Origin of the sequence: Aquimarina algicola (assembly GCF_006443095.1) — a bacterium.
Classification (GTDB): Bacteria; Bacteroidota; Bacteroidia; order Flavobacteriales; family Flavobacteriaceae; genus Aquimarina; species Aquimarina algicola.
Genome location: NZ_VFWZ01000001.1, coordinates 603,517 through 622,862 on the forward strand (window position 1 = coordinate 603,517; position 19,346 = coordinate 622,862).

The following is a 19,346-nucleotide window of genomic DNA, read 5'->3' on the forward strand; positions in this document are numbered from 1 at the left end:
TGGAAAAAATGGTATTCTCTAATCCTTATTGCAAATGCTATTTATATTGTCTTGTTCTATGTAATATCAAAAATATATTCATAAAATATTCATTAATCATATGAATCATTTTTATATCTAATTCAAAACCTTAAAATGCAAATTATAGATTGGATCGTATTAATCGGTACGTTGATGTTTATCGTTTTATATGGATCATGGAAAACCCGAAAAAGTAAAAATGTAGAAGAATACATTCGTGGTGGTAGCGAGGCCAAATGGTGGACAATAGGACTATCAGTAATGGCAACTCAAGCTAGTGCAATTACATTTTTATCTACTCCCGGACAAGCCTTTCACAGTGGTATGGGCTTTGTTCAATTTTATTTTGGTCTTCCAATAGCAATGGTAGTTATTTGTATGGTTTTTATACCCTTATACCATAAACTTAAGGTATATACCGCATACGAATACCTTGAAACCAGATTTGATCTAAAAACCAGAACGCTTACCGCTATTCTTTTTTTAATACAAAGAGGTTTAGGTGCAGGAATAACCATATTTGCTCCTGCTATTATCTTATCAGCAGTATTAGGATGGGATCTAACTATATTAAACATTGTAATTGGTATTTTAGTGATTATTTATACCGTTTCTGGAGGAACTAAAGCTGTAAGTGTCACTCAAAAACAACAAATGGCTGTTATTTTTACAGGAATGTTTATCGCATTTTTCTTAATCATAAGCTATTTACCTCAAGGAATTACATTTACAAAAGCACTTGACATTGCAGGTGCGAGCGGAAAAATGAAAATTCTCGATTTTTCCTTTGACCTTAGCAACAGATATACAGTATGGACAGGAATTATAGGCGGTACATTCTTGATGCTGTCATACTTTGGTACAGATCAGAGTCAAGTTCAACGTTATCTTTCAGGAAAATCAATAAAAGAAAGTCAACTAGGGTTATTGTTTAACGGTCTGTTAAAAGTTCCCATGCAGTTTTTTATACTTCTGGTAGGGGTTATGGTATTTGTTTTTTATCAATTTAATCCTACACCTATTAATTTTAACCCAGCAGCAAAAGTAGCAGTTCAAAACTCTGAATTTGCCGCAGAGTATACAGATTTAGAAAATCAGCTATCTGAATTACAAAAAACCAAAGAACTTGAAATCGGTAAATACATAAAAAACGCTGACCATGCATCTCAAAATTCAAAAAGTATAAAAAGCAATATCAAAGCCTTAAATGATACTGATCAAAAAATCAGAACTAAAGCTAAAGGTATTATAAAAAAAGTAGATAATACAGTCGAAACTAATGATAAAGATTATGTATTCATACATTTCATCCTCAATAATTTACCACGAGGATTAATTGGATTGTTATTAGCGGTAATTTTATCTGCAGCTATGTCTTCTACTGCATCAGAACTTAATGCATTGGCTTCTACCACAGCAATAGATCTTTACAAAAGAAATGTAAAAACTGAGAAAGATGAAAAACATTATGTAAATGCTTCAAAACTATTTACACTATTATGGGGAGTACTTGCAATTTTTGTAGCTTGTTTCGCCAATCTTTTTGATAATCTCATCCAGTTAGTAAATATAATTGGTTCAATTTTTTATGGTAATGTTCTTGGTATCTTTTTATTAGCCTTTTTTATCAAATATGTTCGTAGTGACGCTACGTTTATTGCGGCTATTATCACTCAGGTTATCGTTATTTTTGGATGGTATTTTGATTGGATGCCATATCTATGGCTTAATCTTTTTGGATGTGTATTAGTAATGACAATTGCTATAGGGGTACAACTCATAAATGAATTGATTTCAGAAAGTAAAAAGATCTAAAATCAATTCATCTTAGGTTCTTAAAAATGAACTACTGCATTAGTAGACAGATACGATAAAAAACCGTTTTGAAAACCATGAAATTCTTTCAAAACACTATTGATTTTTTCTCCCGCTTGTGTTACAGAATTATCATCTTCAAACTTTGAGAGTTTATCAATAGATAGTTTTAATTGTCTTCCTTTGCTGCTTAATTCTGTATATTGTTCATACATTTCAGAAGTGCAAGGTTCACAACGATATGAATTCAATTTTGCTAACATCACAGAAAGTTCATTTTTCATTCGGTTAAGTCGCAAAAATTGTGGTTGTCTATTTTGGGGGACTCTTTTGTAACTGTAAGCTCTCATAAGGATCAGGTGTTAAGATAATCAATCCTTTAATTTACTAAAAAATATAGCGAAATCAAAATTTAAAACACTTATTAGCAGCTATTTAAAAAAAGTATACAACAAATAAATATTTATCAAAAATATTGATGAATTAATAAAAAATCATAATCAAAATACATGAATAATATCATAAAATGGGGAATCATTGGTTGTGGTAAAATCGCTCATAAATTTGCACAAGATCTTTCTAAAGTACCAAATGCAAAACTCTATGCAATAGCGAGTAGAGACTTTGATAAAGCAAAAGAATTTGGAAAGAAATATGATGTAAGCAATTATTATGGTAATTATCAAGACCTTGCCAGGGATCAAGAAGTAATAGTTATTTATATTGCAACTCCTCACCCTTTTCACCACACAAATACAATAATGTGTCTTAATCATAAAAAAGCTGTTTTGTGTGAAAAGCCATTTGCAATGAATATAGATCAAGTCAAAGAAATGATCTCTACTGCAAAAATGAATAATGTTTTTCTTATGGAAGCCTTATGGACATATTTCTTGCCTCACTACCAATATGTGATCGAATTAATCGAAACAAAAAAATATGGAAAAATCAAATCATTAAAAGCCGATTTTGGGTTTGAAGCAATTTTTGACCCTAATAGTAGACTATTCAATAAAAAACTAGGTGGCGGCAGCTTATTAGATATTGGTATATACCCATTATTTTGTGCGTTAAGTTTAATCGGAATCCCTGAAAAAATTGATGCTAAAGCAGTATTAACTTCAACTGGCGTTGATGAAGAATGTATGATACAACTTGAGTATAAAAACAACATCAATGCACATTTATATAGTACTCTAAATAAAAAAACCGATACAGAAGCAATTATAGAGCTCGAAGACGCAAATATTATAATCTGTAATAGGTTTCATGAACCTACTTCTGTAATTATAGAAAGTAATCAACAGTCAAAAAAAATAGAGTTTGATGTCGACACATACGGATACAATTTTGAAGCTATTCATGTACAAGAAATGTTGGCGCAAAACCGAATAGAAAGTACAATCATGACTTTTGAAAAAAGCCTTCAACTTATTTCATTATTAGATGCTGTAAGAGCACAAATTGGTTTGTATTATGACTAAAATATAGTGCCAAAACAAATTGATTTTTGAAACCTATTAGAGTTGTATATTAAAATAAGGGATAAAAACAAAAAAAGCGTTCTGTGACAGAACGCTTTTTATATGATTTGTGTGTGAAAAAGAGTGGTTTATTTGGCTCCCCACTCAGCAAGGGAGTCTTTATTAAGTTTAACGTAGTCAGCATTTCCTGCCTTCTCTGCTAATTCTAACGAAGTTTTTGCTGCTTTTATTGCACCAGCTTTATCTCCATTTTTAGCATAAATCAAAGACTGCTGTCTGTGAACCCAAAAAGCAGGTTCTTTACGAAGAGAGATAGCTTTATCAATATGTTCTTTTGCTTTTGCAAATTCTCCTATTTCTTTATAAAAAGTAGCAGCTTGATAATGGTCATTACTAGATGGACCAGCCATAATTTGTTCTATACTTGCAAGAGTTTGTTTTTTTGCAGGAGTTTCTATAGCAATAACCGCTTGTGTTTTTTCCCATTCAAAAAACATATTAGCACCATCCATTTTAAGATCTGAAAATCCAATTGTAAAAGTCTCTACATTAGATGGTAGCGCTTTCACTTTTGCAGTCGTTTTCAAAGCTATTTTACTATCATCCCATTCTCTTGGTGTTCCCCAGTTATTAGTATCTGCATAAAAAATTACTTCCCAGCTTCCTTTAGAAGGTTTAGTAAAAATTGCATAAGAACCTTTTTTAAGTTCTTTCCCATTAATCTTTATATCATCGCTAAAAGTGACCTGTGTATTTTTATTAGCTCCCGTTCTCCATAATTTACCCTCTGGTACAAGATTACCAAAAATGGTTCTTCCTTTCATACTAGGTCTTGCATATTCTACAGATACATCTGTTAATCCTACTACCTGGCTAATTTTTGAAGTAGGGCTAGGTTGCGGTGCTTTAACCTGAGCATCAACTCCTAAAGAGAATAAAATAGCAGAAAGAAATAAGACAATTTTTTTCATTTGTGTTAAATTTAATTTGTTTGTGAATTATACCGAACTAAATTAAGGAATACCATGGCATTAAAAGTTAACAAAAACTTAAATTAAGGAGTAGTATATTTACAGGATTTTTAAACTCAATAATGAAAAGATATATTTCTGAAACGATTGGTACATTTAGCATGGTATTTTGTGGAACAGGAGCTATGGCTATAGATGAAATAACAAATGGCAGTATTGGTCATATAGGAGTAGCAATTACATGGGGACTCATTGTCATGGCAATGATCTATGCGTATGGAGAAATATCCGGAGCGCATTTTAATCCAGCAGTAACAATTGCATTTGCTTACGCAAAAAAATTTGAATGGAAAGAAGTTCCAAAATATATACTTGCACAATGTGTCGGGGCAATTATCGCTAGTAGTTGTCTTTCTTTTCTTTTTCCAGAAAGTGAATTTTTAGGAGCTACTTTACCGGCTCTGGATAGTTTAAAAGCATTTATACTAGAGGTCCTACTTACTTATTTCTTAATGACAGTAATCATTAATGTATCTACAGGATCAAAAGAGATCGGAGTAATGGCAGGAATAGCCGTAGGAGGCGTGGTATTACTTGAAGCTATGTTTGCCGGTCCTATGACAAAAGCATCTATGAACCCTGCACGTTCTCTCGGTCCGGCCTTACTCACAGGTCATTGGGAACACCAATGGTTATATTTCACAGCTCCTGTTCTTGGGGCTATATTAGCAGTAGCTACTTGTAAACTTATAAAAGATGATAATTGCTGTGATGAATGTTAAAAAATGACTCGTGAAATTATTTTTGTAAGAAAATTTTACTTTTTTAACATATCTTTATCAAAAACTTTTTTTGGATGAATACTAATTATGAGAAGTTTTATGATTTAGAGTTTCATACTTCTTATGTCATTATTACAATACACAAAGGAGTGTTTGTGACATTAGATAAAGCAAATATAATCAGAGAAGATATCAAATCGCATTTTGGAAATAAGAGCTTTATCATGATTACCAATAGAAAATTTGAGCATGAAGTTGCAGAAGAAGTATTTCGACTAGGACAACTTCCTAATATGAAAGGATTGGCAATTGTATCTCAAAGAAAAACAGAACGCGACAAAGCAATGATAGAACAAGGCCTCTATGACAGGTCTTTTGCATATTTCAATACCTTAGAAGAAGCCAAATCTTGGGCTGAAGGATACTTTTAAATAATTTTATATTGTTTAACAATAAATGTTTTTAGTTAAACAAAAATGATCATACCTTTACTATAAACTAAGTAAAGTATGAAGATTTATACCCTTAAGGCTAAACAAAACTTACCGATCTCACTAGATGAGGCTTGGAATTTCTTATCCGATCCAAAAAACTTAAAAACAATTACTCCAGATTATATGGGTTTTCAGATTATTTCTGGAGCAGATCGCAAAATGTATTCAGGACAAATCATTCAATATATAGTAACACCAATTGCAGGAATCAAAACAAAATGGGTTACCGAAATCACTCATACCCAAGACAAAGAATATTTTGTTGATGAGCAGAGGTTTGGCCCCTATGCTTTATGGCATCACAAACATTTTATTAAAGAAATTCCTGGAGGAGTAGAAATGGAAGATATCATTGACTATAAAGTCCCTTTTGGAATATTAGGGCAATTAGTACACCCCTTTTTGGTAAAACCAAAGTTAAAAGAGATTTTTGCATATCGTGAGCAAAAGCTAATCGAACTCTTTGGGACATTTACAAAAGAACATAAAAACCAAATCGAATTCATTTAAAAATAAAATAATGAAAAAAAATATCTTATTAATTGGAGGTAGTCATGGCATTGGATTTGAAATTGCCTTAAAATTATATCAAGAACATAATATTTATATCGCTTCAAGAACGTCAGAAAATTTAGGGAATTTAGAAGTAACCCATATATCATACGATGCTTCTAAAGACGAAATTGATACCGCTGCCCTGCCCGATCAAATAGATGGATTTGTGTATTGCCCTGGTAGTATCAATTTAAAACCATTCAAAATGCTTACTCCAAAGGCTTTTGAAGAAGACATGCAAATCAATTTTATGTTCTTAGTAAAGATAATACACGATTTACTCCCAAAACTCAAAAACTCAGATCAAGCAAGCCTTGTGTTTTTTAGTACTGTTGCAGTCAAAGTTGGTATGCCATTCCATACTAGTATTGCTGCTGCAAAAGGAGCTATAGAAGGATTTGCAAAAGCATTGGCGGCAGAGTATGCACCACAGTTTAGAGTAAATGTCATTGCTCCTTCATTAACTGATACCCCATTAGCCAAAAGGTTATTAGGAAATGACAAAAAGAAAGAGTTGATGAACAATCGACACCCTATGAAACGTGTAGGGCAAGCCGAAGATATTGCAAATATTGCTAAGTTTTTGCTCAGTGATGATAGCAGTTGGATTACTGGACAAGTGATAGGGGTTGATGGTGGAATGTCTACTTTAAACGTGAATTAAAATATGACAGAGAAAATCTCTATTTTCTGGTTCAGACGAGATCTAAGATTAGATGACAACATAGGTCTATTCAAAGCTTTACAAAGTAAAAGACCTGTTTTACCGATATTCATTTTTGACAAAAACATCTTAGATAAACTTCCAAAAAACGATGCTAGAGTAACATTTTTGTATCATACACTTCAAAAAATGAATCATGAGCTTTTAAAAGAGTATAAAAGTTCATTAGCAACTTATTATGGTAATCCGGAACATATTTTTATAAAAATTTTATCAGATTATAATGTTGAAGCCGTATATACTAATCATGATTATGAACCATACGCAAAAGAACGTGATCAAAGGATAAATGAAATACTCAAAACCAATAATGTAAAATTTATTACATACAAAGATCAAGTCATATTTGAAAAAGATGAAATCATAAAAGCAAATGGCGATCCCTATGTCGTATATACTCCTTACAAAAACAAATGGAAAGAAACTTTTGAGGCGTCAAAACTAAAAATTTTCGATTCTAGGTCTCTTCTTAAAAATCTAGTTAAACAAGGAGAACTTTCTAATGTTACTTTAGAAGAAATGGGATTTCAAGTTTCTTCTATACAAATCCCTGATTATAACGTCTCCAAAGGTCTCATTCAAAATTACGAGGCAACTAGAAACTTTCCTTCCAAAGATCAGGGAACTTCAAGAATAGGACCTCATTTACGTTTTGGTACTGTTGGCATAAGAACTATTGTAAAAAAAGCAATTGCAGAAGAAAATGAAGTGTTTTGGTCAGAGCTAATCTGGCGTGAATTTTTTATGCAAATCTTATGGCATTTCCCACATACGCGCAATAGTGCTTTCAAATCTAAATATGATAGGATTCAATGGCGAAACAATGAGGATGATTTTGAAAAATGGAAAAAAGGAGAAACAGGATACCCTCTTGTAGATGCAGGTATGAGACAGCTCAACCAAACAGGATATATGCATAATCGAGTACGAATGCTAGTTGCAAGTTTTTTGTGTAAACACCTTTTGATCGATTGGAGATGGGGAGAAGCTTATTTTGCAGAAAAACTTTTGGATTATGATATGTCTGCCAATGTAGGTAATTGGCAATGGGCATCGGGTTCTGGAGTAGATGCTGCACCATATTTTAGAATATTCAATCCAACTACACAGATTACCAAATTTGATAAACAACTTGCATACATTAATACTTGGGTCGAAGACCTTAATGAATTTACGTATCCTAAACCCATGGTTGATCATAAAATGGCTCGTGAACGATGTTTAACGGTTTATAAAGAAGCTTTAGGGTAATTCACAATAATTACAATTTGTAAGTACATACATTGAAGTTTTTTTGTAATTTCAAAGACTTTCTTTTACGTAAAAAATTTTAAACTTCACATTATGGACACAAAACAAGTAGCAAACCGTTTAGTCGAACTTTGCAGATTAGGAGAAAATCTACAAGCTATAAACGAATTGTATGATCAAGACGTTGTAAGCAAAGAAATATCAGGGTATCTAAACGAAATGGTATCTGGAAAGGATAGTGTAATCAAAAAAAATCAAGAATGGTTTACTACCGTAGAAGAGTTTCATGGTAGTGAAATATCTGACCCAATAATAGCCGAAAACCATTTCACACTATCTATGAAAATGGATTGTACTTTTAAAGGTCAAGGACGTATGCAAGTAGAAGAACTTTGTGTCTATAAAGTAGATAATGGAAAAATAAAAGAAGAGCAATTTTTCTATAGCATGCCTCCTCAATAAAAAACAAAATTATTATTTTAAAGAGAGGTGATATTGTAATAATATCACCCCTATATATATTACAAAAATTGCATAATACGATGCAATGCAGGGTTTCTATTATCTTCTTTCCAAATTACAGACAACACTGCTCTTTGAGGAATTTTTGGGATTTCTAGAAACTTTACTCCCAAATTAAAGCCATGTTGCAAAGATGTAGGCACAATAGCGACTCCTAATCCACTTTCTACAAGTTTGTAGATGGTTTGAGCATGAACCGATTTATGCGAAACTTTTGGTGTAAAGCCTTTATCTTCACAAATACTTACGATTTTGTCATAATACAATGAACTATAATTTGACGAGAATAGAATAAAGTGTTCGTTTTCTACTTGTTTTATAGAAGTAAAAGTATCTTTAGTGAGTAAATGATTATCAGGCAATACCAAAGAGAATGTATCAGTATGTATAACTTTCATTTGTATTCCTTTAGGAACTCTCGATAATCTTACAAATCCAAGGTCAAGCTGATCTTTTTCTATCGCCTCTACCTGATCATAATTAGACATTTCTTCTAGACTAAACTTTATATTTGGATACGTTGAATTCACATTTATCAAAATTTCAGGAATAACAGTTTGTATTGCAGATCCCAAAAAACCAACTCGTATTTCTCCATTACTACCTTCATTGATCAATCTTGTATGCTTAATGGTAAAATCAATATGGTTAAAAATAAAAGCCAACTCCTTCTTAAGATAATGTCCTGCTGCTGTTAATGATACAGAACGATTATTTCGAACAAATAAATCCGCTCCAATAATTTCTTCCATTTGTTTGATCTGCCTACTTAATCCCGGTTGAGAAATAAACAATCGATCTGCTGCTTTTCTAAAGTGTAATTCTTCTGCTACAGCCAAAAAATAAGTAAAATGTCTAAGCTCTAATTGATAACCCACAGTTATTGAATGATGATATAATTAGTATTTCTAATTATCAAAAATACATATTAAATTAGTGAAATCAAGATCATTTCAAGTATATCGTATTTTAAAAAAAGGGCAATGCCAGAGAAAACACATTATTTTTATTACGGAGAAGACTATTTAACAGCAGGAATAGCGATAAAGATAGCTCAAGGAAAGATCCTAGGCACACTCTCTGAACTTACCAGAGAAAAAATTAAAAAGAGTCAACAGGTTGTAGAGAATATTGTAGAAAAAGGAGAACCAGTGTATGGTATTAATACAGGGTTTGGTCCTCTTTGTACAACAAAAATATCAAAAGAAGAAACAGAGATTCTTCAAAGCAACATATTGCAAAGTCATAGTGTAGGCGTGGGTGATCCTATTGATACCGAAATTGCCAAAATTATGATGATTCTCAAAGTTCAATCGTTATCCAAAGGGTATTCAGGTATTTCAGAACAAACCTTAGAGAGAATTTTATGGCATATCGAAAATGATGCTATTCCCATTGTTCCTTCGCAAGGTTCTGTAGGAGCCTCGGGAGACCTTGCTCCCCTATCTCACCTGTTCTTACCGTTAATTGGTTTAGGAAAAGTAGAATACCAAGGAAAAGTCATTTCTACATCAGAATTATTTACAATTACTAGTTTACAAGCCGTTAATTTAAAACCCAAAGAAGGACTGGCTTTAATAAATGGTACTCAATTTATTGCGGCTCATGCTATACAAGTGGTCTCAAAACTACACAACTGTCTTTCTCATGCAGATATTATCGGAGCAATGATGATAGAAGGACTTCAAGGTTCTATTAAACCCTTTTACAAAGAATTACATAACTTAAGACCATACAAGGGAAATATTCATGTTGCTTCTAGAGTTAAGTCATTACTCAAAGGTTCTGAAATTATGGAAGATCATATCGATTGCGATCGTGTACAAGATCCTTATTCACTTCGTTGTATTCCTCAAGTACATGGCGCATCTAGAAATGCCTGGCTGCACTTAAAAGAATTATTAGAAGTAGAATTGAATTCTGTAACCGATAATCCTATTATTATAGATGAGGAACTTACGATTAGTGGAGGTAGCTTTCATGGGCAACCTTTGGCAATGGCTATAGATTATGTATGTCTGGCAGCTTCTGAAATTGGCAACATTTCTGATCGCAGAATTTATCTGGCATTAGAAGGCAATGCTCCTGGGGTACCAAAATTACTTATGGAAGATACCGGGATTAACTCTGGGTATATGATCTTGCAATATACAACCGCTGCATTGGCTAGCGAAAATAAAGGATTGTGTTTCCCGTCTAGTGCCGATAGCATCCCAACCTCTCTAGGACAAGAAGATCATGTGAGCATGGGATCTATAGGAGGCCGAAAGGCATTAAAAGTTGTAGAAAATCTCGAAAAGATATTAGCAATAGAATTATTAACCGCAGCACAAGCATTTGAATATCGAAGACCATTAAAATCAGGAATCATTCTTGATGAAATTCATAAAAAACTGAGGACTATCGTACCATTTGCAGAAAAAGACAGAGTATTTGCAGATGATATAGAAAAAGGAATCAAAATGATAAAACAAGGTGTTATCACTGACATCGCATATCAAATCTCTCAACAACAACAATTATCACTAGACACAAAATTCTCTGAAGAATTTGAACTTTTCTAAAACATTCACAACATTGATATATGGAAACATACACATTAATAGGGCCTTTTTCGCAGTTAGTTTCTATGAAAAATACTCCTCTGAAAGGAGCAATAAAAGATGATGATCTTTTGAGTATACAAAATGCCGGAATTGTCATACAAAATCATCGTATTAAGGCTATTGATGATTTTTCAAAACTAAAACAAAGCTTTACAACTTCAGATACAAAACAAATCATTCTTGATAAAAATTATGTTTGTGTACCTGGATTTATAGATGCTCATACTCATATCTGTTTTGCAGGTTCGAGAGCGCAAGATTATGCCATGAGAAATTCTGGAAAATCGTATCTGGAGATTGCCGAAGCTGGTGGCGGTATTTGGGACACGGTAACAAAAACCAGAGAAGCTACAAAAGATGAGCTTCGCAAAGGAATAATAAAAAGAGCCTCTTTGCATGCAAAAAGAGGAATAACAACCATAGAAGTAAAAAGTGGATATGGCCTTTCAATCGAAGAAGAATTAAAAATGTTATATGCAATAAAAGAAGCTAATACTGAAACTGTTTCTGATCTTGTTGCGACCTGTCTTGCAGGACACATGCTTCCTAAAGATTTTGACGGTAATCATAAAGCATATTTAGAATATATTAGTGATTCATTATTTCCGATTCTGAAAGCCGAACAATTATCTAATAGAATTGACGCTTTTATAGAAAAAGGAGCCTTTACTCCCCAGGATATCTATCCATATTTTGAAAAAGCAAAAGCTATAGGATTTGATATTACTGTGCATGCAGATCAATTCAGTACAGGAGGAAGCGAAGTTGCGGTAAAAATGGATGCTATAAGTGCAGATCATCTCGAGGCCAGTACCGAAGAAGAAATCAAAATATTAGCAAATAGTAATGTAATTGCGATTGCATTACCCGGAGCTTCTATAGGATTAGGATGTGATTTTACACCCGCACGAAAAATTCTGGACAACAATGGGGCTTTAGCCATAGCCAGCGATTGGAATCCCGGTTCTGCTCCAATGGGAGATTTATTAACACAGGCTTGTATTCTTGGTACGTTTCAAAAGTTGAGTAATGCCGAAGTATTAGCAGGAATAACACACAGAGCAGCATCTGCATTACACCTAGATGATAGAGGAATATTAGAAGTAGGTATGTTAGCTGATTTCAATTTATTTGAAACTGCAGATTGGAATGAAATATTATATCAACAAGGACAATTACGACCAGCTCAAGTTTGGAAAAACGGACAAAAAATACACCAACAAGGATCATGAGGACTTTTAAAGAACAAATAATAGCAGGAATACCAGATCAACTGCCTTCAAAACCTATTTTGGACAAAAATATCAGTAGAGCTCCAAAAAGAAAGCAAATATTATCGGTAGCAGAAAAAAAATTAGCATTACAGAATGCACTACGATATTTTCCTGAAGAGTGGCACAAAGAACTAGCCGACGAGTTTTTAGAAGAATTAGAAACTTATGGAAGAATCTATATGTATCGATTTATGCCAACATATAAGATGTATGCAAGACCAATATCAGATTATCCTGCAAAAAACCAAAAAACTGCTGCAATTATGCTCATGATTCAAAACAATCTCGATCATGCAATAGCGCAACACCCTTACGAATTAATAACTTATGGTGGTAATGGCGCAGTATTTCAAAATTGGGCGCAATATGTGTTGACAATGCAATACCTAGCGACAATGACCGAAAAACAAACTTTGCATATGTATTCTGGTCATCCTATGGGATTATTTCCATCTTCAAAAGATGCACCTAGAGTTATTGTTACAAATGGCATGATGATTCCAAATTATTCAAAGCCGGATGATTGGGAAAAATATAATGCTCTTGGGGTAACACAATATGGTCAAATGACTGCAGGTAGTTATATGTATATTGGTCCACAAGGCATAGTACATGGCACTACAATTACAGTGATGAATGCTTTTAGAAAAACCTTATCCTCAAAGGATACTCCAAAAGGTAAAATATTCCTAACCTCTGGATTAGGAGGCATGAGCGGTGCACAACCCAAGGCAGGTAATATTGCTGGATGTATTACTATTTGTGCAGAAGTAAACCCAAAAGCTGCACAAAAAAGATACGAACAAGGATGGATAGACGAAATTATCAATAATCTTGATGATCTAGTGATTCGTATACAAAAAGCAGTCGCCCAAAAAGAAACAGTTTCGATTGCCTATCAAGGCAATGTTGTAGAAGTATGGGAACGATTCGACATCGAAAATATTTTTATCCAACTAGGTTCTGATCAAACATCTTTGCATAATCCATGGTCAGGTGGATATTATCCGGTGGGATTATCCTATGAAGAAGCCAACAAAATGATCAGTGACAACCCAAAGTCATTTAAAAAAATAGTTAAAGAATCACTACGAAGACATGCAAGCGCGATTCGAAAACACACAGATAAAGGCACTTATTTTTTTGATTATGGTAATGCTTTTTTATTAGAATCATCTAGAGCAGGTGCTGATATTTTTACAGAAAATGGTATTGATTTTATATATCCGTCATACGTACAAGATATCCTCGGACCTATGTGCTTTGACTACGGTTTTGGTCCATTTAGATGGGTTTGTACTTCTGGCAAAGAAGAAGATTTAGATATCACTGATCAAATCGCGTCTGAGGTATTAAAGACAATAAAAAAAGACGCTCCAGAAGAAATTCAACAGCAAATGCAAGATAATATCACTTGGATTGAAGAAGCCAAACAAAACAAACTTGTTGTTGGTTCAAAAGCAAGAATTCTATATGCTGATGCAGAAGGTAGAATAAAAATTGCGAAGGCTTTTAATGAAGCAATCAAAAATAAAAAAATAACTGCTCCAGTTGTATTAGGAAGAGATCATCATGATGTAAGCGGGACAGATTCTCCTTATCGCGAAACCAGTAATATCTACGACGGGAGCAAATATACTGCCGATATGGCGATTCATAACGTAATTGGTGACAGTTTTAGAGGAGCGACATGGGTATCTATCCACAATGGTGGAGGCGTTGGATGGGGTGAAGTGATCAATGGAGGATTTGGATTACTATTAGATGGTTCTCAAAAAGCAGATGAGCAATTAGAACAAATGCTTTTTTACGATGTAAATAACGGTATTTCCAGAAGAAGTTGGGCAAGAAACAAAGAAGCTATATTTGCCATAAAAAGAGAAATGGAGAGAACCCCAAATCTCAAAGTAACACTTCCTAATTTTGTTGAAAATTCTTTACTGAATAAAATCTTTGATCAAAATGAATAATTATCAAAAACCTGATAAAGATATTTGGTCAGGACGTTCTTCTGAACAACAACTCTATTTGCACGAAAAAATTAATTGTATCGATCTTAAAAATGAAATTTTACCCAAAAAAGTAAAAAATTCGTTTGCAATATTAGGATATGCATGTGATACAGGAGTGAAAAGAAATAATGGAAGAATTGGGGCAAAAAAAGGTCCTGAAAACATCCGAAAAATGTTAGCTCCTCTGTCTAATCATTTTAACAGTACTACACAAATAGTTGATGTAGGAAATATTGTCTGTCATGATGATCATTTAGAAAAAACACAACTAGAAACATCAGAATATATTTCTTATCTTATAGAAAACACATATTTTCCGATTGTGCTAGGTGGAGGCCATGACCTTGCTTATGCGCATTACAATGGGTTATCAAAACAATATACAGACAAAACTATTGGTATCATTAATCTAGATGCCCATTTTGATCTAAGACAATTGACAGGAAAAGGAAATTCAGGAACGCCATTCTATCAAATTGCCAAAGAAAATGACTCATTTTATTATTGTTGTTTAGGGATCCAAAAAGCATCAAACAATAAAATATTATTTGAAACCGCTAAAGATTTAAAGGTAACTTATCTTGAGAATACTCAATTTAATATTGAAAATAGAGACATTGTTTTTTCTACACTTGATCAATTTATCTCATCTGTAGACCATATTTATCTTACAATCGATCTCGATGGTTTTTCTTCTGCTTATGCACCTGGTGTTAGTGCCCCTTCTCCATTAGGTTTTTCTTTGGATATCGTACTAGAAACATTAGAATTTATATGTAATTCTAATAAATTAATTAGTCTTGATCTAGTAGAATTAAACCCTATATATGATATTGATAATGTAACAGCTCGATTGGCAGCTCGATTAATCTATTCAATCATAGAAAAAATTACTTCTTGAATCTAGAATTCATAAAAAGAATTAAAAAATAGGTTTGTAATATCTTTCTAAAATATGAATTAGGAAATGCTTTAAAGCAAACATTAATCCATGATAAAAAAATACCCTTCATATCAATTGAAGGGTTTTTTATTGGGCAAAATAAAACTTTAGGTATTTAAAAATGCTTAAATATTCTTGTAAAGTGGAGCATTACAAATTTAAAAAAGAAAGCATCTTCATTTTTGTTACTTACGAATCGCATAGCTTGAGGCTTCTGGAAGTTCTCTCAAAAAATTAAAAACACTTTTAAAATTCAATCCGAAAGTTGAGTATAGATAATCCATGATTGTGTGATTTAGAATTAATATGTAGCTAATATAGTAATTTATTAACAATTTTACAAATATTTGTTTAGTATTTGTTAATAACTTTATGAAATACTTATAAATACGATAAAATACACAAAAAATCACATAATAAATTATATTTTATCAGTTTATACTTAATTTAATTGTTAATATAATATGAAGAATTAATGATTTGAAAAGGAAAGGAATATCAAATCTGTACTATTTGTTAGTAAGTAGTGTGATAATAAGATAAGATGATATTTTTGTATTGAAAATTAGCAGCGAATAGTATACAGATATGAAAACAGCAACTGTAAAAGAATTAAAAGAAGAACTAGAAGACAAATCTCATCAAGAACTTATTACATTATGTCTCAGGTTATCAAAATTTAAAAAAGAAAATAAAGAATTACTTACCTATTTATTATTTGACTCAGAAAACGAAGAAAATTATATCAATACCATAAAACTCGAAGTAGAACAAAACTTTAGCGCTGTCAATACTACTTCATATTATTATATAAAAAAGAGTGTCAGAAAGATTTTACGATTAATTAAAAAGTATATCAGGTATTCTACAAATAAAGAAACAGAAGTAGAATTGCTTTTGTTTTTTTGTAAACAAATGACATTGCTAAAACCTGATATCAAAAAAAGTAAGGTTTTGACGAATATATATAATAGAGAATTGATTTCTATTAAAAAGAAAATTACTCTTTTACATGAAGATTTACAGTATGATTACAATTTAGAGTTAGAAGAAATGCTTACTAAAGTTGATTGATTTTTTTATAATAACCTAAGAGCATTTTATCACAATTTTACCTTTTACATTTCTGTTCATCACTTCTTCAAGAGCTATCGGCACTTGATGTAATTCATATATTTTGTGTATATGAGGTGTTAGTTTACCTTCTTCGTACCAATGAAGTAGTTCATTTATGTTTTGTAAATTTTCTTTAGGAGATATCGAAGCAAAATTTCCCCAAAAAACTCCAATAATCGCACAACCTTTTAATAACGGGATATTCATTGGTATTTTAGGGATATTTCCTGCTGCAAATCCAACAATAAGATATCTTCCTTGCCATGCTATACTTCGAAGTGCCATTTCTGTATATTTTCCTCCTACAGGATCATAAATAACATCAACTCCTTTACCCAAAGTAAGTTCTTTTACTGTAGATTTAAGATCTTGTGAAGTATAATTAATCACCTCATCCGCTCCATATTGTCTACAAAGACTTAATTTTTCATTTGAAGATGCCGCTGCAATAACTTTGGCTCCCATTAATTTTGCTAATTCTACCGCAGCAAGACCTACTCCTCCTGAAGCCCCCAAAACTAGTACAGTTTCACCTTTTTGTAGCTTTGCTCTATTTTTTAAGGCATGATAGGATGTTCCATAAGCAATCATAAGAGAGGCTGCTACAGTAAAGTCCATAGCTTTAGGCTTTTTTATACAGGCTTTGGCAGAAACAACGACTTCTTCTGCATAACCGCCATACATTACAAATCCAAAGACCTCATCTCCCGGATGTAAGTGAGTAACTCCCTCTCCTACTTCTTTGATGATACCTGCAATATCGCTTCCCGGAGTAAATGGCAACTCTGGTTTCAATTGATATAGTCCTTGAATAATCAAAGTATCTGGAAAATTAACCCCACAAGCTTTAACCGTAATGACTACTTCTCCTTTACCGGGTTTTGGGCTACTTACTTCTTCCAGAGTTAAACTTGATGGTGGTCCAAATTGTTTGCAATGTATGGCTTTCATGACAAGAACTTTTTAGGATTCTTCTATTACTTTTAATACTAATTTGCCCATTTTCTCTCCAGAAAATAATCGTAAGAATGTTTCATGAAAGTTTTCGATCCCTTCATAGATATCTTCTTTACTTTTTAATTGACCTGTTGCGATCCATCCTCCCATTTCTTTAGCTGCTTTTCCATAATCTTTTGCATAATCCATCACTAGAATTCCTTGCATGGTTGCACGATTCAATAATAATGAGAGATAATTTGAAGGACCTTTTATAGCTTTTTTATTATTGTATTGAGAAATCGCACCACAAATTACAATACGAGCATTTAATCTAATTCTAGCTAAAGCTTCATCCAACATTTCTCCTCCTACATTATCAAAATAAACGTCTATCCCTTTAGGACACTCACGCTGTAAAGCTTCTTTTAAATTTTCTGATTTGTAATCGATCGCACTATCAAACCCTAGTTCTTCTACAATGTATTTACATTTCTTTTCTCCTCCGGCAATTCCTATTACTTTACAGCCTTTAATTTTTGCAATCTGTCCTACAACACTACCTACAGCACCTGCAGCACCAGAAATAAGCACCGTATCACCTTCTTTTATTTTTCCAGCATCTAGAATACCAAAATATGCTGTCATCCCCGGCATTCCTAATGTACTTATATATAACGGTAAGGGTGCCAAATTTGGATCGACCACTCTCCAATCACTGGCACCTGTAGTTACGTACTGTTGTACTCCTCCCCAACCGGCAACAATATCCCCTTCTTTGTATATAGGGTGATGATTAGATTTAATTACTTTTCCTATTGATCCTGCCCTCATGACATCTCCTAATTGTACAGGTTCTATATAAGATTTTGTTTCATTGATCCACCCACGCATTGCAGGGTCTAGAGAAACATAATGTTGTTGAATTAATACTTCTCCTTCTTTTGGTTCGGGTATAGGGTTATTTTGTAACTCCCACGTATCTTCCTCAGGAAGCCCCTCTGGACGTTTCTTTAAAATAAGTTGCTTATTCATTGTGTGTATATTTTAAATTGATTTTTGTATTTACGTTTTTTAAAGAGAAGTGCCTCCATCTAATGTGATGGTTTGGCCTGTTATAAATTTAGTAGTATCTGACGCTATCCAAACTACTGCCTCTGCAATTTCATCAGGATAACCATATCTTTTCATCGGTATTACACTTTTAAGGCGTTGATCCATCTCAGAGTGTGTTGCAAGTAATTTATCTAGTAAAGGTGACTCTGTATAACCGGGACAAATTGCATTGACTCTAATATTTTTGGTCGCATATTCTAATGCTGCAGATTTAGTCATACCCACCACAGCAAATTTACTCGCACTATATGAAATATTATTTCTTGACGCTTTTAAACCGGCGAGAGAAGCTATGTTTACAATATTACCTTCTCCTTGTAAAAGCATTTGCTTAAGAGCTAATTGCATTCCATAAAAAACTCCAGTTTGATTTACAGCAATAACATTATGCCAATCTTCAAGGGTGTAATCTGCTGTTCGAACCACATTTTTAGGACCAACCCCTGCATTATTGACCATGATATCTAAGCGCCCATACACAGAAACTGTTTTAGAAATTAAATTTTCTATATCTTCATATTTAGTGACATCTGCAAGAATTAATGTAGCCTCTCCCTGATTGGCTTTAATTTCATTAATAGTATTTCGTGCTTTTTCTGCATTATAATCAGAAACTATAACCTTAGCGTTATGTTTTGCAAAATGTTTTGCTATTGCTGCTCCTATACCTGATCCTGCACCTGTAACAATTACTACTTTATCTTTGACTTGCATAGTATATTAT

Annotated in this window: 19 protein-coding genes; 13 read left to right on the forward strand and 6 right to left on the reverse strand. The window is 33.0% G+C overall.

The features are described 5' to 3' along the window. Positions 1–135 precede the first annotated feature (135 nt). On the forward strand, positions 136–1,836 hold the full coding sequence (locus FHK87_RS02745; protein ID WP_140589481.1) for a sodium:solute symporter: 1,701 nt from the start codon (positions 136–138) through the stop codon (positions 1,834–1,836). A 20-nt stretch (positions 1,837–1,856) separates the two neighbouring features. On the opposite strand, the gene FHK87_RS02750 is transcribed toward FHK87_RS02745, so the two are convergent. Further along, positions 1,857–2,120, reverse strand: a complete 264-nt coding sequence (locus FHK87_RS02750; protein WP_226294025.1) for a hypothetical protein — start codon at positions 2,118–2,120, stop codon at positions 1,857–1,859. 225 nt (positions 2,121–2,345) lie between these two features. On the opposite strand from FHK87_RS02750, the gene FHK87_RS02755 reads away from it, so the two are divergent. Further along, entirely contained in the window at positions 2,346–3,320 is a 975-nt protein-coding gene (locus FHK87_RS02755) for a Gfo/Idh/MocA family protein (protein WP_140589486.1), read from the forward strand. Positions 3,321–3,448: 128 nt separating this feature from the next. On the opposite strand, the gene FHK87_RS02760 is transcribed toward FHK87_RS02755, so the two are convergent. After that, on the reverse strand, positions 3,449–4,291 hold the full coding sequence (locus FHK87_RS02760) for a DUF2911 domain-containing protein (RefSeq protein WP_140589488.1): 843 nt from the start codon (positions 4,289–4,291) through the stop codon (positions 3,449–3,451). Positions 4,292–4,413: 122 nt separating this feature from the next. Between FHK87_RS02760 and FHK87_RS02765 the strand changes: the two genes are divergently transcribed. The 6 genes from FHK87_RS02765 to FHK87_RS02790 all read left to right on the forward strand — a co-directional run bounded on the left by FHK87_RS02765 (position 4,414) and on the right by FHK87_RS02790 (position 8,559). After that, positions 4,414–5,073 carry an MIP/aquaporin family protein gene (locus FHK87_RS02765; protein WP_140589491.1) on the forward strand — a complete coding sequence of 220 codons (660 nt, stop codon included), beginning with the start codon at positions 4,414–4,416 and terminating at the stop codon, positions 5,071–5,073. A 74-nt stretch (positions 5,074–5,147) separates the two neighbouring features. Further along, positions 5,148–5,504, forward strand: a complete 357-nt coding sequence (locus tag FHK87_RS02770) for a hypothetical protein (RefSeq protein ID WP_140589493.1) — start codon at positions 5,148–5,150, stop codon at positions 5,502–5,504. A 78-nt stretch (positions 5,505–5,582) separates the two neighbouring features. Further along, positions 5,583–6,077 (forward strand): SRPBCC family protein, encoded by a 495-nt coding sequence (locus FHK87_RS02775; protein ID WP_140589496.1) that lies wholly within the window; start codon positions 5,583–5,585, stop codon positions 6,075–6,077. A gap of 10 nt (positions 6,078–6,087) precedes the next feature. After that, entirely contained in the window at positions 6,088–6,786 is a 699-nt protein-coding gene (locus tag FHK87_RS02780) for an SDR family NAD(P)-dependent oxidoreductase (protein WP_140589498.1), read from the forward strand. A 3-nt stretch (positions 6,787–6,789) separates the two neighbouring features. Next, positions 6,790–8,097, forward strand: coding sequence for a cryptochrome/photolyase family protein (locus FHK87_RS02785; RefSeq protein ID WP_140589500.1), 1,308 nt, complete (start codon positions 6,790–6,792; stop codon positions 8,095–8,097). Positions 8,098–8,190: 93 nt separating this feature from the next. Beyond that, entirely contained in the window at positions 8,191–8,559 is a 369-nt protein-coding gene (locus FHK87_RS02790; protein WP_140589502.1) for a SnoaL-like domain-containing protein, read from the forward strand. Between the two features lie 59 nt (positions 8,560–8,618). Here FHK87_RS02790 and FHK87_RS02795 read toward each other — a convergent pair whose 3' ends face one another. Next, positions 8,619–9,497: a LysR family transcriptional regulator gene (locus FHK87_RS02795; protein ID WP_140589504.1), complete on the reverse strand. Its 879-nt coding sequence runs from the start codon at positions 9,495–9,497 to the stop codon at positions 8,619–8,621. Positions 9,498–9,602: 105 nt separating this feature from the next. On the opposite strand from FHK87_RS02795, the gene hutH reads away from it, so the two are divergent. The 5 genes from hutH (at position 9,603) to FHK87_RS02820 (ending at position 16,528) form a co-directional block, all read left to right on the forward strand. Further along, on the forward strand, positions 9,603–11,183 hold the full coding sequence (gene hutH / locus FHK87_RS02800) for a histidine ammonia-lyase (RefSeq protein ID WP_140589506.1): 1,581 nt from the start codon (positions 9,603–9,605) through the stop codon (positions 11,181–11,183). 20 nt (positions 11,184–11,203) lie between these two features. After that, on the forward strand, positions 11,204–12,457 hold the full coding sequence (gene hutI, locus FHK87_RS02805) for an imidazolonepropionase (protein WP_140589508.1): 1,254 nt from the start codon (positions 11,204–11,206) through the stop codon (positions 12,455–12,457). Beyond that, positions 12,454–14,469, forward strand: a complete 2,016-nt coding sequence (locus tag FHK87_RS02810) for a urocanate hydratase (RefSeq protein WP_140589510.1) — start codon at positions 12,454–12,456, stop codon at positions 14,467–14,469. Before hutI ends, FHK87_RS02810 begins: the two co-directional genes overlap by 4 nt. Then, positions 14,462–15,412, forward strand: a complete 951-nt coding sequence (gene hutG, locus FHK87_RS02815) for a formimidoylglutamase (protein WP_140589512.1) — start codon at positions 14,462–14,464, stop codon at positions 15,410–15,412. Before FHK87_RS02810 ends, hutG begins: the two co-directional genes overlap by 8 nt. A 630-nt stretch (positions 15,413–16,042) precedes the next feature. After that, on the forward strand, positions 16,043–16,528 hold the full coding sequence (locus FHK87_RS02820) for a hypothetical protein (RefSeq protein ID WP_140589515.1): 486 nt from the start codon (positions 16,043–16,045) through the stop codon (positions 16,526–16,528). A 15-nt stretch (positions 16,529–16,543) separates the two neighbouring features. Here the strand turns inward: FHK87_RS02820 and FHK87_RS02825 are convergent, their stop codons facing one another. From FHK87_RS02825 to FHK87_RS02835, 3 genes are read right to left on the reverse strand one after another with little or no spacing between them, the layout of a single operon-like run. Further along, the gene (locus tag FHK87_RS02825; protein ID WP_140589517.1) at positions 16,544–17,521 is read right to left on the reverse strand and encodes an NADPH:quinone oxidoreductase family protein; all 978 of its coding nucleotides are present in this window, start codon (positions 17,519–17,521) and stop codon (positions 16,544–16,546) included. A gap of 12 nt (positions 17,522–17,533) precedes the next feature. Continuing rightward, a complete protein-coding gene (locus FHK87_RS02830) occupies positions 17,534–18,541 on the reverse strand; it encodes an NADP-dependent oxidoreductase (RefSeq protein ID WP_140589520.1) in 1,008 nt (335 codons plus the stop codon). Between the two features lie 39 nt (positions 18,542–18,580). Continuing rightward, a complete protein-coding gene (locus FHK87_RS02835) occupies positions 18,581–19,336 on the reverse strand; it encodes an SDR family NAD(P)-dependent oxidoreductase (RefSeq protein WP_140589522.1) in 756 nt (251 codons plus the stop codon). Positions 19,337–19,346: the final 10 nt, after the last annotated feature.

Bases quoted from the DNA above. Each gene is read 5' to 3' on its own strand.
- FHK87_RS02820 (WP_140589515.1), top strand. From the start codon at position 16,043: ATGAAAACAGCAACTGTAAAAGAATTAAAAGAAGAACTAGAAGACAAA.
- FHK87_RS02810 (WP_140589510.1), top strand. From the start codon at position 12,454: ATGAGGACTTTTAAAGAACAAATAATAGCAGGAATACCAGATCAACTG.
- FHK87_RS02770 (WP_140589493.1), top strand. From the start codon at position 5,148: ATGAATACTAATTATGAGAAGTTTTATGATTTAGAGTTTCATACTTCT.
- hutG (WP_140589512.1), top strand. From the start codon at position 14,462: ATGAATAATTATCAAAAACCTGATAAAGATATTTGGTCAGGACGTTCT.
- FHK87_RS02775 (WP_140589496.1), top strand. From the start codon at position 5,583: ATGAAGATTTATACCCTTAAGGCTAAACAAAACTTACCGATCTCACTA.
- FHK87_RS02760 (WP_140589488.1), bottom strand. From the start codon at position 4,291: ATGAAAAAAATTGTCTTATTTCTTTCTGCTATTTTATTCTCTTTAGGA.
- FHK87_RS02765 (WP_140589491.1), top strand. From the start codon at position 4,414: ATGAAAAGATATATTTCTGAAACGATTGGTACATTTAGCATGGTATTT.
- FHK87_RS02790 (WP_140589502.1), top strand. From the start codon at position 8,191: ATGGACACAAAACAAGTAGCAAACCGTTTAGTCGAACTTTGCAGATTA.
- FHK87_RS02785 (WP_140589500.1), top strand. From the start codon at position 6,790: ATGACAGAGAAAATCTCTATTTTCTGGTTCAGACGAGATCTAAGATTA.
- FHK87_RS02825 (WP_140589517.1), bottom strand. From the start codon at position 17,521: ATGAAAGCCATACATTGCAAACAATTTGGACCACCATCAAGTTTAACT.
- FHK87_RS02750 (WP_226294025.1), bottom strand. From the start codon at position 2,120: ATGAAAAATGAACTTTCTGTGATGTTAGCAAAATTGAATTCATATCGT.
- FHK87_RS02835 (WP_140589522.1), bottom strand. From the start codon at position 19,336: ATGCAAGTCAAAGATAAAGTAGTAATTGTTACAGGTGCAGGATCAGGT.
- hutI (WP_140589508.1), top strand. From the start codon at position 11,204: ATGGAAACATACACATTAATAGGGCCTTTTTCGCAGTTAGTTTCTATG.
- FHK87_RS02830 (WP_140589520.1), bottom strand. From the start codon at position 18,541: ATGAATAAGCAACTTATTTTAAAGAAACGTCCAGAGGGGCTTCCTGAG.
- hutH (WP_140589506.1), top strand. From the start codon at position 9,603: ATGCCAGAGAAAACACATTATTTTTATTACGGAGAAGACTATTTAACA.
- FHK87_RS02755 (WP_140589486.1), top strand. From the start codon at position 2,346: ATGAATAATATCATAAAATGGGGAATCATTGGTTGTGGTAAAATCGCT.
- FHK87_RS02745 (WP_140589481.1), top strand. From the start codon at position 136: ATGCAAATTATAGATTGGATCGTATTAATCGGTACGTTGATGTTTATC.
- FHK87_RS02780 (WP_140589498.1), top strand. From the start codon at position 6,088: ATGAAAAAAAATATCTTATTAATTGGAGGTAGTCATGGCATTGGATTT.